15 protein-coding genes are annotated in these 13,193 nt (G+C 61.2%); 2 read left to right on the top strand and 13 right to left on the bottom strand.

Going from position 1 to position 13,193, the window contains the following annotated elements; genetic code table 11:
• Window positions 1–33: 33 nt before the first annotated feature.
• Both ACFQ95_RS21105 and ACFQ95_RS21100 read right to left on the bottom strand, forming a co-directional pair.
• Window positions 34–699 (bottom strand): methionine ABC transporter permease, encoded by a 666-nt coding sequence (locus ACFQ95_RS21105; protein WP_422834189.1) that lies wholly within the window; start codon window positions 697–699, stop codon window positions 34–36.
• Window positions 689–1,780 (bottom strand): methionine ABC transporter ATP-binding protein, encoded by a 1,092-nt coding sequence (locus ACFQ95_RS21100; protein ID WP_422834188.1) that lies wholly within the window; start codon window positions 1,778–1,780, stop codon window positions 689–691. The genes ACFQ95_RS21105 and ACFQ95_RS21100 overlap by 11 nt, the downstream gene beginning before the upstream one ends.
• A 336-nt stretch (window positions 1,781–2,116) precedes the next feature.
• Between ACFQ95_RS21100 and ACFQ95_RS21095 the strand changes: the two genes are divergently transcribed.
• Entirely contained in the window at window positions 2,117–3,034 is a 918-nt protein-coding gene (locus ACFQ95_RS21095; protein WP_422834186.1) for a DMT family transporter, read from the top strand.
• 85 nt (window positions 3,035–3,119) lie between these two features.
• Here ACFQ95_RS21095 and ACFQ95_RS21090 read toward each other — a convergent pair whose 3' ends face one another.
• The 11 genes from ACFQ95_RS21090 to ACFQ95_RS21040 form a co-directional block, all read right to left on the bottom strand.
• Entirely contained in the window at window positions 3,120–3,281 is a 162-nt protein-coding gene (locus ACFQ95_RS21090; protein WP_422834184.1) for a hypothetical protein, read from the bottom strand.
• Between the two features lie 148 nt (window positions 3,282–3,429).
• Complete coding sequence (locus tag ACFQ95_RS21085) at window positions 3,430–3,660, bottom strand: hypothetical protein (protein ID WP_422834182.1); 231 nt, start codon at window positions 3,658–3,660, stop codon at window positions 3,430–3,432.
• Window positions 3,641–4,003 carry a hypothetical protein gene (locus ACFQ95_RS21080; protein ID WP_422834180.1) on the bottom strand — a complete coding sequence of 121 codons (363 nt, stop codon included), beginning with the start codon at window positions 4,001–4,003 and terminating at the stop codon, window positions 3,641–3,643. The genes ACFQ95_RS21085 and ACFQ95_RS21080 overlap by 20 nt, the downstream gene beginning before the upstream one ends.
• Before the next feature lie 79 nt (window positions 4,004–4,082).
• Window positions 4,083–4,685: a Maf family protein gene (locus ACFQ95_RS21075; protein WP_422834178.1), complete on the bottom strand. Its 603-nt coding sequence runs from the start codon at window positions 4,683–4,685 to the stop codon at window positions 4,083–4,085.
• 21 nt (window positions 4,686–4,706) lie between these two features.
• Window positions 4,707–6,602, bottom strand: coding sequence for an ABC transporter ATP-binding protein (locus tag ACFQ95_RS21070; RefSeq protein ID WP_422834176.1), 1,896 nt, complete (start codon window positions 6,600–6,602; stop codon window positions 4,707–4,709).
• 124 nt (window positions 6,603–6,726) lie between these two features.
• Window positions 6,727–7,206 (bottom strand): 23S rRNA (pseudouridine(1915)-N(3))-methyltransferase RlmH, encoded by a 480-nt coding sequence (gene rlmH, locus ACFQ95_RS21065; RefSeq protein ID WP_422834174.1) that lies wholly within the window; start codon window positions 7,204–7,206, stop codon window positions 6,727–6,729.
• A gap of 15 nt (window positions 7,207–7,221) precedes the next feature.
• Window positions 7,222–7,974 carry a ribosome silencing factor gene (rsfS, locus tag ACFQ95_RS21060; protein ID WP_422834172.1) on the bottom strand — a complete coding sequence of 251 codons (753 nt, stop codon included), beginning with the start codon at window positions 7,972–7,974 and terminating at the stop codon, window positions 7,222–7,224.
• Window positions 7,971–8,609, bottom strand: a complete 639-nt coding sequence (gene nadD / locus ACFQ95_RS21055) for a nicotinate-nucleotide adenylyltransferase (protein ID WP_422834170.1) — start codon at window positions 8,607–8,609, stop codon at window positions 7,971–7,973. Before nadD ends, rsfS begins: the two co-directional genes overlap by 4 nt.
• Window positions 8,600–9,493, bottom strand: a complete 894-nt coding sequence (hemF, locus tag ACFQ95_RS21050; protein WP_422834224.1) for an oxygen-dependent coproporphyrinogen oxidase — start codon at window positions 9,491–9,493, stop codon at window positions 8,600–8,602. Before hemF ends, nadD begins: the two co-directional genes overlap by 10 nt.
• A gap of 62 nt (window positions 9,494–9,555) precedes the next feature.
• Window positions 9,556–10,848, bottom strand: coding sequence for a phosphoribosylamine--glycine ligase (gene purD, locus ACFQ95_RS21045; protein ID WP_422834168.1), 1,293 nt, complete (start codon window positions 10,846–10,848; stop codon window positions 9,556–9,558).
• Entirely contained in the window at window positions 10,845–11,570 is a 726-nt protein-coding gene (locus ACFQ95_RS21040; RefSeq protein WP_422834167.1) for a YebC/PmpR family DNA-binding transcriptional regulator, read from the bottom strand. The genes purD and ACFQ95_RS21040 overlap by 4 nt, the downstream gene beginning before the upstream one ends.
• Window positions 11,571–11,659: 89 nt before the next feature.
• Between ACFQ95_RS21040 and ACFQ95_RS21035 the strand changes: the two genes are divergently transcribed.
• Window positions 11,660–13,177 (top strand): helicase HerA-like domain-containing protein, encoded by a 1,518-nt coding sequence (locus ACFQ95_RS21035; protein ID WP_422834165.1) that lies wholly within the window; start codon window positions 11,660–11,662, stop codon window positions 13,175–13,177.
• Window positions 13,178–13,193 lie beyond the last annotated feature (16 nt).

Raw genomic sequence — 13,193 nt, 5'->3', positions numbered from 1 at the left:
TTGGCTTGAAAACTAAAGAAAAAATCAAATCGCTTATTTGTGGCTGAGCCGGCGCACCAACCAGTCGCCACCGCTTTGCAGCAGTTGCACGAACAGAATCAGCACGATGACCACGGCCAGCATCACTTCGGGCAGAAAGCGCTGGTAGCCGTAACGAATGCCGAGGTCACCCAGGCCGCCGCCGCCCACGGCACCGGCCATGGCGGAGAAGCCGGTCAGGCTCACCAGGGAAATCGTCAGGCCGGCCACAATGCCCGGCATGGCTTCGGGCAACAACACCTTCCAGACGATCTGGCTGGTGCTGGCGCCCATGGCCTGGGCCGCCTCAATCAGCCCGTTGTCGACTTCGCGCAGCGCGGTCTCCACCAGACGCGCGACAAACGGCGCGGCCGCAATCGTCAACGGCACGATGGCCGCTGCAGTGCCAATGGACGAGCCGGTGATCAAGCGCGTGAGCGGAATGATGGCCACCAACAGGATGATGAAAGGCGTGGAACGAACGGCGTTGACCACGCCACCCACAATGCGGTTCACGGCAAGGTTTTGCAGCACGCCGCCCTGGTCGGTGAGGCGCAGGAACACACCCAGAGGAATGCCGATCAAGGCCCCCACAAAACCCGAAATGCCGACCATCACAATGGTTTCCCACAGCGAGGTGGCAAACAAGTCGAGCAAGGCGTCGGTAAAACTAGCGAACATGGTTCAACTCCCCTGCTGGTGCACTCGCGGCGGCAGCCGTTACTTCCTGGACAACAACACCGGCTCCGCGCAGCGCGGCCACAGCGGCCTGCAGTTGTTCACGCGCGCCCTTGGCGAATACCGCCAGGCTGCCGAATGGCTGACCTTGCACTTCGTCGATCTGGCCATGCACGATGCTCAAGTCCAGGCCAAAACGCTGGATCAGCTCGGAGAGCAATGGCCGGTCCGAACCCTGGCCGGAGAACGACAAACGCAGCAGCTGCGAAGACTGTGTGCTGTCGGCCGCCTGCTGGTCCTGCATCAACACACGAATCCGCGCGAGCACACTCTCGGGCAACTCTTGGGGCACGATTTCGTCGATCAAGCTGCGCGTGGTCGCATGTTGCGGGCGAGTGAACACGTCGATCACCGGGCCACTTTCCACGATGCGACCGGCGTCGATCACCGCCACCCGGTCGGCGATCTGTTTGATCACCTGCATCTGGTGGGTGATGAGCACAATCGTCAGGCCGAATTCCTGGTTGATGCGTTTAAGCAAGCCCAGAATCGAACGTGTCGTTTCCGGGTCCAGCGCCGAAGTTGCCTCGTCGCACAACAACACCTTGGGCCGGCTGGCCAACGCGCGGGCAATCCCGACACGCTGCTTCTGGCCGCCGCTGATCTGCGCGGGATAACGGTCGGCCAATTCGCTCAGGCCGACCAACTCCAGCAAAGGCTCGACACGGGCCTTGATGTCGGCGGCGTTCAGGCCGGCAAATTCCAGCGGCAGGGCCACGTTGTCATAGACGGTACGCGAAGACAGCAGGTTGAAGTGCTGGAACACCATGCCAATGTCACGCCGCGCCTGGCGCAGGGCCGCGCCATCAAGTGTGGTCAGGTCACGGCCATCGACCAATACCTGGCCGGCACTGGGATGGCTCAGCAGGTTGATCACGCGCACCAGCGAGCTTTTGCCCGCGCCGCTGCGGCCGATGATGCCGTACACCTCGCCTTGGCGAACCTCCAGGTCTACGCCTTTCAGTGCTTCTACAGGGCCTTTGGATCCCTTGTACGTTTGGACTATGCCCCGGAGCTCTATCATGGAAAACTGACTCTTGCAGCGCGCGCTAAGCGACGGCTGCGAAAAATGGATAAGTAAGAAATTTACATGCTCTTCTAACGATCTCAAAATATTAATAAATAGTATTCTTAGATCGAAAAGATGTTTGGCTGCGCAAAAGCCAATCTGGCAGCCTCAAACTTCAGCATGCTTTCTCGCGGTAGCGCATCAGGCGATTGCGAGAGCGGCTAGCATTTTAGTAGCGTCTGTCGGCAATACCCCAGGCTGCGCTCGGATGCCCCTACAGCTGTCTACGGGCCTTGAACGGCCAGGCTATGCTCAGGCGCTCTGCAACAATCCGCCATCCCTGGCTTTTCCATGCATCTACAAGGCGTTCTCTTACATGTGGCCGGCCTTTGGCTACTGTCCGTTCTGGACGCCACCGGCAAATGGCTGGTGATGGGCGGCGTCTCGGTGCTGATGGTGGCGTGGTTTCGTTATGTGGTGCACGTGGCGCTGATGGCGGCCATCGTTGTGCCCCAGCGCGGCCTGAGCATTTGGCGCACCCACAGCCTGGCCTGGCAGATGGTGCGCGGGACCTGCATGATCGCCACCACGGTTTTGTTTTTCAGTGTGCTGGGGCGCCTGCCGCTGGCCGAAGGCACGGCCATGAATTTTATGGCACCGCTATTCTTGATGGCCATGGCACCATGGCTGCTCGGCGAGCCGCACCGTTTACACCGCTGGGTGGGCGTGCTCGGCGGCTTTGTGGGCATGCTGATTGTGGTGCGTCCGGGCGCGGAGCTGGACCCGATTGGCATCGCCTTGGGCTTGCTCACGGCGCTGGTATTTGCGTTCTTCCAGATGGCCACGCGCCGCGTCGGGCGCGACGACCCGCTGACCACCAATTTTTACGGCGGCGTGTTTGGTGCGCTGGCGCTGACGCTCGCCCTGCCCTGGTTCTGGTCGGTCGACGGCCTGAGCACGGCGCAATGGCTTTTGCTGGCCTCCACCGGCGTTACCGGTTTTTTAGGGCATTGGCTGCAAATCACGGCCTATAGCCGCACACCCGCCACCCTGCTGGCCCCTTTCAGCTACCTGCAAATCCTGGCGGCCACGACCCTGGGCTGGCTGCTGTTCAACCAATTGCCTGGGCGCACCACGGCTTTGGGCATAGGGCTGATCTGTGTTTCGGGCCTGGGTGTGGTGCTGGTAGAGGTGTTGCGCCACAAACCACTGACGCCCGCCAGCACCCCAAGCGAAGAGACTGGCGCCAACAAAAAAGCCAATGGATAGACGCCGCGAGGCACCAATCCATTGGCTTTTTTGCATCCGACGGGCTAGCACCGGGGTGCCACGCCAAGCGGATCAAGCGATACGCTTAACCTTGGCGAGCGCGCTTGCCTGGGTTCTTCTTGCTGCGCGTCGCCACGCCGCGTTCCAGGCTACGCTTTTGGCCACGGCTGACGGGCAGCGAGTAACCTGGCAGAGGAATTGGCTTGGGCGCGCAGCGGTCGCTTTCGGTACGAATGATTTTTGCCATGACGGACTCCGGTGAAAAAATGAGGTGAACGGGAAAAACCCAGTATTAGGCCACAGACTGGACGGACTTTCGCCCGGACAGCCAATCTAATGCTGGGTTTAGAGCTGAACTCGATTGCCTTGAGCCACTGTTGAAGGCTCCGCTTAGCTCAGGAAGCCGCTTCGTCCATTGCCTTGCAGGAAGGCGAACAGACCACTTGCGACGTACCCAGCAGCTTACGTGTGGTCATCAGCGAGCGGGTACGGTGTTTGCCGCACAGAAAACAGGACATCGTGGCGCCGCCAAATGAGGACGCCACCGCAAACGGCGAACCGGATGCTTTGGACTTGTAACGCAGGCCATCGGCCAACATTGTGGTTTTAACTTCGGACTTGGCCATGGAGCCCTCCTTTGGGTTCGCCATGCATGGCGCGTTGAATGGAATCTCTCGCCAGCCGTTCCGCGGCCAACGAGGCGTCGAGTGACGATCGGCATAAGCCGGCCACGTCGTAATACAAGTTTTCATACAGCTCTGCAGCTGCGGGGTGAGCGTCAAGCAATGCGCCCAGCTCAGCGCCGTGCGGAATCAGATGCAGCTCGTTCATGAGGTGGTCCACCACTGAACGGTACTGCGCTGCTCCTACGGGTTTGGTGCTGTTCTCGAGTCGATCAAGCAGCTGAGCCAGCACACGGGTGACAGTCAAGTCTGCGATTTTAAACTGGTTAGCGGCATCGGTATTCATGTAGGGTATATGAGGCGCATCAACTGGGTTACAAGATGCGCAGTCTGATGCACAGCTTGTCGTGCACATCGGGCCGTTTTCAACGGTATACACCCAGCTGTCGCAACAGGTCCGCGGTCTCGAACATGGGCAAGCCCATGATGCCGGAGTAACTGCCGCTGATATGGCTGATAAAGGCCGCCGCCGCCCCTTGAACCGCATAGGCACCGGCTTTTCCCATGGGCTCACCACTGGCCACATAGCCCTGGATCTGCGCCTTGGTGAGGGGTGCAAAACGCACCCGCGAATCGCTCAAGGCCTGCAAGCGTTTGCCGCGGTGCTGCAGCGCCACGGCGGTCAGCACGCGGTGGGTTTTACCTGCTAGTTCTGACAGCATGCGCTGCGCGTCAGCGCCATTTTCAGGCTTGCCGAAGATGCTGCGCCCCATCGCCACCGTGGTATCGGAACACAAAATCGGCGCCATCGGCAGCTTGCGGCGCTTCAGCCGGGCCACCGCCGCGTCAAGTTTTAGGCCTGTGACGCGCTTCACATAAGCGGAAGGCGCTTCGTTAAGCATAGCAAGCTCGAGGCCTTCCGCATCTTCATCCGCGTCGGGCAACAGCAATTCGTGGGCCACGCCCAGCTGCTCCAGCAGTTGGCGGCGGCGTGGGCTTTGGGAAGCCAGGTAGATAAAAGCGCTCATGCAGCAAAAAAAGTAAAAGAATCAGGCAGGTTCGTCTTCACGGGCCACGGCGGCCACCGGCATGTCCGGGGCGTTGTCATCGGACTCTTCTCCCAGGAAACCACCGCTCTGGTGCGCCCATAACCTTGCGTACAAGCCGTTTAAGGCCAACAGGCTGTGGTGGTCGCCGGTCTCGACAATCTGCCCTTGGTCCAGCACCACCAGCCGGTCCATGGCCGCGATGGTCGACAGCCTATGGGCAATGGCGATCACGGTTTTGCCCTCCATCAAGCGGTACAGGCTGTCCTGAATGGCCGACTCAACCTCGGAATCCAGTGCACTCGTGGCTTCGTCAAGCAACAGAATCGGCGCGTCTTTGAGCATCACGCGTGCGATGGCGATGCGCTGGCGCTGCCCTCCCGAAAGCTTCACACCACGCTCGCCCACGTGTGCGTCATAAGCCCGGCGGCCCTTGGCGTCGCTCAAGTCCTGGATGAAGTCGTGTGCCTCGGCCCGGCGCGCGGCGACCAGCATCGCCTCGTCACCCGCATCAGGCCGGCCGTACAGAATGTTGTCGCGTACCGAACGGTGCAACAGCGAGGTATCTTGCGTGACCATGCCGATCTGCGCGCGCAGGCTTTCTTGCGTGACCAGCGCCACATCCTGCCCGTCAATGAGAATGCGCCCCTGATTCACGTCATAAAAGCGCAGCAGCAAGTTGACCACGGTGGATTTGCCCGCCCCGGAGCGCCCCACCAGACCAATCTTTTCACCCGCCTTGATGTGCAGCGACAAATCCTTGAGCACCTGCCGCTGCTCAGCACCCGCGCCGTAGGAGAACCCCACATGTTCAAAGTGCACGTCACCACGCGTCACCTGCAGCGGCTTGGCTTGAGGCGCGTCCTGCACGGCATGAGAGCGCGACAGGGTTTGGATGCCGTCCTGCACCGTGCCCACATGTTCAAACAGCGCGGCCATTTCCCACATCACCCAATGCGAGATGCCATTGAGCCGCAAAGCCATGGCCGTGGCCGCCGCCACCGCCCCAACCCCGACCTGCCCCTGAATCCACAGCCACAGCGCCACACCTGCGGTTGACAGCGTGAGCAGCACACTCAGCAGCTGGTTGACGACCTCGAATCCACTCACCAGCCGCATCTGGCGATGCACCGTGACTAAAAATTCCTGCATCGCCGAACGTGCGTAACCGGCTTCGCGCCCGGCGTGTGAAAACAGTTTGACGGTCGCGATATTGGTATAGGCATCGGTGATGCGGCCCGTCATCAAGGAACGCGCATCGGCTTGGGATTTCGACACCTTGGCCAGGCGCGGCACAAAGTAACGCAACGCCACACCGTACAACACGGCCCAGGCGACAAACGGCAGCAGCATCCATAAATTGAACGCACCCGCCACCCCCACCATGGTCACAAAGTAAATCGTGACGAACACCAGAATGTCGCCCAGGATGAGGCACACGTCGCGCACGGCCAAGGCGGTTTGCATCACCTTGGTGGCCACACGGCCGGCAAACTCGTCCTGGTAGAAGGCCATGCTCTGGCCCAGCATCAAGCGGTGAAACTTCCAGCGCAACAACATGGGGAAGTTGCCCGCCAGTGTCTGGTGTTTGATGAAGGTCTGAAACGCCACCAACAACGGGCTGGCAATCAGAATGCCAGCCAGCAAAAGCAGGCTCTTGTGTTCGCGCGCCCACAACTCGGCCGGCGGTACGTTCGACAACCAATCAACGATGCGCCCCATCATGGCGAATAGCAGTGCCTCAAAGGCTCCGACCACCGCCGTCAGCAGGGTCAACGCCAGCACATAGCGGCGCACGCCATGGGTTCCGGCCCAGATAAAAGCGAGAAAACCGCGCGGAGGCGGCTTGGGCGGGGCATCGTCGTAAGGATGCACCAGAGATTCGAACCAACGTAGCATCACCCGAGTATCCCTGGGAATGCTTTAGACGGCCTTGGTGGTAGCGAGAAGGCCCACCGCCTTTACTGGTTAGCCGTGAAGCTGCAACAGACATGCAACGCCAAAACGACTCGCACCATTCGCACTATTCGCGGTGGTAAGGATGGTTGGCGTTGACCGACCAGGCGCGGTACAGCTGCTCGATCAGCAGCACCCGCACCATGGCGTGCGGCAAGGTCAGGTCCGACAGGCGTATGCGCTCATGCGCGGCTTGGCGGAACGCGGGCTCCAAACCATCCGGGCCGCCTATGACCAAGGCCACATCGTCACTTTCCAACTGCCAATGCTTGAGTTTGCCAGCCAGCGCCAGCGTGGTGAGCGTGGTGCCGCGCTCGTCTAGCGCCACCACGCGTGCGTTGCGGCCAATACTGCTTTGAATCGCCGCCTCTATACGTTCACGCTCGGCGGCCAGCAGCGTTTCCAGGGACTTGGAGCCGCGTGGCTCGGTCTTGACGGCCTTGAGTTCGACCTTGAGCTCTGACGGAAAACGTTTGGCGTAATCGTCGTAGGCCGTTTGGGCCCAATCGGGTACCCGCTGGCCCACGGCCACAATCACCAGCTTCACAGCAAAACCTTTTGTTTAGGCTTTGCGCGCCGTCGTCTTCTTGGCGGGGACCTTGGCTGCGGCCTTCTTGGCTACCGTCTTCTTGACGGCGGCTTGCTGGCGTTGCACCGAGACAGGCGCCTTGACCACCACGGTCTTGATTGGCACGGCTTTGGCAGGGGCCTTGGGCGCGGCCTTCTTGGCTGCGGTTTTAGGCGCAGCAGTCTTGGCAGGTGCCGGCTTGGCCGCAGCGCGCTTGCCCGTAGGCAAGACTGGACGCTCAGGGGCCAGCAATGCAGCTTCCGTCTCTTGGCGTTCTTTCTTCGCCTGAGCAGGTGTGAGCTTGCGCGCCACCTTCTTCGCTGGCGCCTTGGCTACAGGCTCGGCGGCCTTGGGCAAGGGCTTGGCCGCACCCAGCTTCAAGCGCACAGGCTTTTCACCCCAGAGTTCCTCGAGGTGGTAGTACTGGCGGATGGCGGGTTGCATCACGTGCACCACGGCCGAGCCGCAATCCACAATGATCCATTCACCGTTGTCTTCACCCTCGACGCGTGGCTTGGGGAAGCCAGCGTCACGCACCGCATCACGCACGCTGGCGGCAAGGGCTTTGGTTTGACGGTTGGAAGTACCCGAGGCCACCACCACGCGCTCGAAGAGCGGCGACAAGTGCTCGGTGTTGAAAACCACAATGTCTTGCGCCTTGACATCTTCCAGACCATCAACGATGGCCCGCTGAAGTTTTTGTGTGTCTTTTTTGGCGACAGATTCGGTTTGTGTTTCAGAGGTCATCGAGCAGTTTGGTAAAGATGATGTTGTTCAATATAGCGCGCAACGGCTTCGGGAACCAGATGATTGATCCCCTGTGTTGCGCCTACACGCTGGCGAATATTGGTGGCACTGACGTCAGTGGCGGGCAAAAACAAGGCCTCAAACCGGCCTGCGGCGCTCTCGGCGGGCAGGCTCTTGACGTCAAATAGAGTGCTAACGCCGCTTGAATCGGCGCGCTCAGCTACCGAAATTATAGCGATTTGCAAAATCTCCTGCCAGGCATGCCAAGTCGGCAGCGCGCGCGCCTGGTCGGCGCCTATCAAAAGCAGCAGTTCGGCATCCGGCATTTCGGCCCGCAACTCGCGCAAGGTGTCGACGGTATAGGTCGGGCCCGCGCGCAAAATCTCGCGCCCATCGACCACCACGTTCGCCTGCGACGCAAAGGCCAGACGCGCCATCGCCAGGCGGTGTTCGGGGGCACTCAAGGTACGCGTTTTGTGCCATGCCTGGCCGGTGGGAAACACACGCACCTGGTCCAGCCCGTGCTGCTGTATGGCCGCGTGCACCAGCGCGAGGTGGGTGTTGTGGGGTGGATCAAATGCGCCACCAAACACCCCAACCCGCCTAGGCCGCGCAGGCGCTGGGCTCAAATCCACTCCCGCGCCGTGAGGAAGTGGCCGGTCAAGGCTTGCTCAGCCGACCCCGGCTCAGCCTGGTATTGATAAGACCATGCGGCAAGCGGCGGCATAGACAGCAGGATCGATTCGGTGCGCCCACCCGACTGCAGGCCGAAGTGGGTGCCCCGGTCCCACACCAGGTTGAACTCCACATAACGCCCGCGGCGGTAAAGCTGGAACGCACGTTCGCGTTCACCATAAGCGGTGTCACGCCGGCGCGCCACGATGGGCAAGTAGGCATCCAGGAAAGCCGAGCCCACGGCCTGCGTCATGGCCATACTCTGCGCCTGGCCCAGCTCGGCAAAATCGTCAAAAAACACACCACCAATGCCACGCGGCTCGTTGCGGTGCTTCAGATAGAAATAGTCGTCGCACCACTGCTTGAAGCGCGGGTATTTGTCGTCGCCAAACGGCGCCAGACTGTCATGGCAAACACGGTGAAAGTGCTGCGCGTCTTCGTCAAAGCCATAGATGGGCGTGAGGTCCATGCCGCCGCCAAACCAGCAGACCGGGCTCTTCCCCTCGGGGGTTGCCGCGATCATGCGCACGTTCATGTGCACCGTCGGCACGTAAGGATTGCGCGGGTGAAACACCAGCGACACGCCCATGGCCTCAAATGGCGCACCGGCCAATTCTGGCCTGTGCTGCGTGGCCGAAGGCGGCAATTGCGGGCCGCGCACATGCGAAAAACCGCACCCGGCGCGCTCGAACAGCGCGCCGTTTTCCAGGATGCAGGTAATGCCCTGGCCCTGCAGCTTCTCGCCCGGTGGTTTCTCCCAGGCATCGGTCAGAAAGCGGCCACCATCCAGGGCAGCCACTTCGCTGACGATGCGCTGCTGCAATTGCAGCAGATAGGCGCGCATGACTTCGGGTTGAAGTGCCACAGATTCAGAAGCGATGGGCGCCACAGCGGCGCCGAATGCCGTCATCCGCGCGCGGCGCGGTGGCCGATGTCGCGCCGGTATTGCACGCCGTCGAACTGGATGCCACGCGTGACCTCGTAAGCCCGCGCCTGCGCTTGTTTGACGTTGTCGGCCAATACCGTCACACACAATACGCGCCCACCCGAGGTCGTCACCTTGCCATCAGCTTCGGCTGTGCCAGCGTGGAACACCATGGCATCGGCCTCTTCCTTAGGCAGGCCGGTGATCACGTCGCCCTTGCGCGGGCTCAGTGGATAACCGTGGGCGGCCAGCACCACGCCCAGCGCGACGCGGCGGTCCCATTCGAGCTCGACCGTGTCCAGGCGGCCATGGCTGCCAGGTTCGGTCGCGGCCCAGAAGACTTCGAACAGATCGGACTTCAAGCGCATCATCAGCGGTTGGGTCTCGGGGTCACCCAAGCGGCAGTTGAATTCCAGCGTCTTGGGGCGTCCCTGGGTGTCGATCATCAAGCCGGCGTACAGGAAGCCGGTAAAGGCGATGCCGTCTTTTTCCATGCCCTTGATGGTAGGGATGATGATCTCGCGCATGGCGCGGGCGTGTACATCGGCCGTGACCACGGGTGCGGGCGAATACGCGCCCATGCCGCCGGTGTTCGGGCCCTTGTCGTCGTCCAGCAAACGCTTGTGGTCCTGGCTGGTAGCCAGGGCGGTGACGTTTTTGCCGTCGCACATGACGATGAAGCTGGCTTCTTCGCCCTGCAAAAACTCTTCGATCACCACGCGTGCGCCGCCTTCGTTGTGCGTCACACCCAGGGTGTTGTCGACCAGCATGAAGTCAATGGCTTCGTGCGCTTCGGCCAACGTGGTGGCGACCACCACACCCTTGCCTGCGGCCAGGCCGTCGGCCTTGACCACAATGGGCGCCCCCTTCTTGTCAACGTAGGCGTGGGCCAACGCTGGGTCGGAGAAGGTTTCAAACTCCGCCGTGGGAATATGGTGGCGCTGCATAAACGCCTTGGAAAAGGCTTTCGAGCTTTCCAGTTGTGCAGCGGCCTTGCTGGGGCCAAAAATCCGCATGCCGTGGGCACGGAATTCGTCGACCACACCGCCCGCCAACGGGCCTTCAGGGCCCACCACGGTCAGGGCTATGCCCTCTTTTTGCGCCCATTCGCGCAGCGCCACGATGTCGGTAATGGGCACATTGGTGAGCTGGTCGTCCAGCGCCGTACCGCCGTTGCCGGGTGCCACAAAAACCTCGGTCACCCGGGCGCCTTGTCTGAGTTTCCACGCCAGGGCGTGTTCGCGGCCTCCGCCGCCTATTACGAGTACTTTCATTCGGATATTGCGGCGTTGTGAAACACTTCTTGTACGTCGTCCAAGTCTTCTAGTGCGTCCAGCAGTTTCTGCATGCGCACCGCGTCGTCACCCGCCACCTCAACGGTGTTTTCCGCGCGCATGGTGACTTCAGCCACCTCGGGTTTCAGGCCAGCGGCCTCCAGCGCGTTCTTCACCGTTTCAAATTCTGCTGGCGCAGTGAGCACTTCGATGACGCCATCGTCGTCGCTCACTACGTCCTCGGCGCCAGCTTCCAGCGCCACTTCCATCACCTTGTCTTCGTCAGTGCCAGGGGCAAACACCAGTTGGCCACAATGCTTGAACTGGAAAGCCACCGAGCCTTCGGTGCCCATATTGCCACCGAACTTGCTGAACGCGTGTCGTACATCAGCCACGGTTCGCACGCGGTTGTCGGTCATGGTGTCCACAATCACGGCCGCGCCACCGATGCCGTACCCTTCGTAACGAATCTCTTCGTAATTCACACCTTCTAGCGCGCCGGTGGCTTTGTCGATGTTGCGTTTGACTGTGTCTATGGGCAAATTGGCCGCCTTGGCCTTCTCCACCGCGAGGCGCAGGCGTGGGTTTGTACCCAGATCGCCGCCACCCAGGCGTGCGGCCACCATGATTTCCCGGATCACGCGGGTCCAGATCTTGCCTCGTTTTTCATCCTGGCGACCTTTACGGTGCTGAATGTTTGCCCATTTACTGTGTCCGGCCACGAGTAGTTCTCTTTCGTTTGATTTAATCTACGGAGGATTTTACTTTCCCCCCCGGCGACTTCGCTGACAACCTGTCCAGGATAAATTTCATGGCCGAGCCCCTACTGATTGCCAAGAACGCCACCGCCGAGTGCTTTTTGCTGCCCAACCTGGCCAACCGCCATGGTCTGATCACCGGCGCCACCGGCACCGGCAAGACCGTCACGCTGCAAACCATGGCCGAACAGCTGTCGCGCATTGGCGTGCCGGTCTTCATGGCCGACGTCAAAGGCGACCTCACCGGCTGCAGCCAGGCCGGCAGCATCAGCCCCAAGCTGGCCGCCACACTCAAAGAGCGCGGCATAGAGCCCCCCACAGCGCAAGCCTGCCCGACCACGTTATGGGACGTGTTTGGTGAGCAAGGTCATCCGGTGCGCGCCACGGTGTCCGACATGGGGCCGCTGCTGCTGGGCCGCATGCTGAATTTGAACGAAACCCAGTCGGGGGTTTTGAACCTGGTGTTCAAGATTGCCGATGACAACGGCCTGCTGCTGCTCGACCTGAAAGACCTGCGCGCCATGCTGCAGCATGTGGGCGAAAACGCCAGCCAGTTCACCACCACCTACGGCAATATCAGTGCCGCCAGCGTGGGCGCCATCCAGCGCGGGCTGCTGCAGATCGAGGGCCAGGGCGGCGACAAATTCTTTGGCGAGCCCATGCTCAACATCAGCGACTTCATGCAGACCGACAGCAACGGCCACGGCATGGTCAACATTCTGGCGGCCGACAAGCTGATGAACTCGCCACGCCTGTATGCCACCTTTTTGTTGTGGATGTTGTCCGAGCTGTTCGAGCAGTTGCCCGAAATCGGCGACCCCGACATGCCCAAACTGGCCTTCTTCTTTGACGAGGCCCACCTGCTGTTCAACGAAGCACCCAAGGTGCTGGTGGAACGTATTGAACTGGTGGTGCGCCTGGTGCGCTCCAAAGGCGTGGGCGTTTATTTTGTGACGCAGAACCCGCTGGACATCCCCGACTCGGTGCTCGCCCAGTTGGGCAACCGCGTGCAGCACGCCCTGCGCGCCTTCACCCCGCGCGACCAAAAGGCCGTGAAGGCCACGGCCCAGACCATGCGCCCCAAGGCGGGCTTGGACATCGAAGCCGCCATCACCGAGCTGGGTGTGGGCGAAGCCTTGGTGAGCTTTCTGGACACCAAGGGCCGGCCGACGGAAACCGAGCGCGTCTACGTGTTCCCCCCGGGCAGCCAGCTCGGCCCGATTACCCCGGCACAACGCCAGGCCTTGCTGCAGAACTCGCTGGTCGCCGGGGTGTATGAAAAAGCCCAGGACCGAGAATCGGCTTACGAAATCCTCAAGGGCCGAGCCGAATCGGCTGGCACAGCCCCCACTGCGGGTGCCGGCAAAGGCGGCGTGGCGGCCAAGGAAGACGGCGGCATGATGGGTGAACTCAACGAGCTGCTGTTTGGCTCCACGGGCCCGCGCGGCGGCAAACGTGATGGTTTGGCGCAAACCATGGCCAAGTCGGCCGTGCGCACCATGGGCACAACGGTGGGACGGGAAATTCTGCGCGGCGTGCTGGGCGGCATCTTCGGTGGCAAAAAACGCTGAAGCCCCCACTGTGCTG

Origin of the sequence: Variovorax sp. HJSM1_2 (genome assembly GCF_049316285.1) — a bacterium.
Lineage (GTDB): Bacteria > Pseudomonadota > Gammaproteobacteria > Burkholderiales > Burkholderiaceae_C > Rhodoferax_B.
This window is presented reverse-complemented; position numbering and strand designations above follow the sequence as displayed.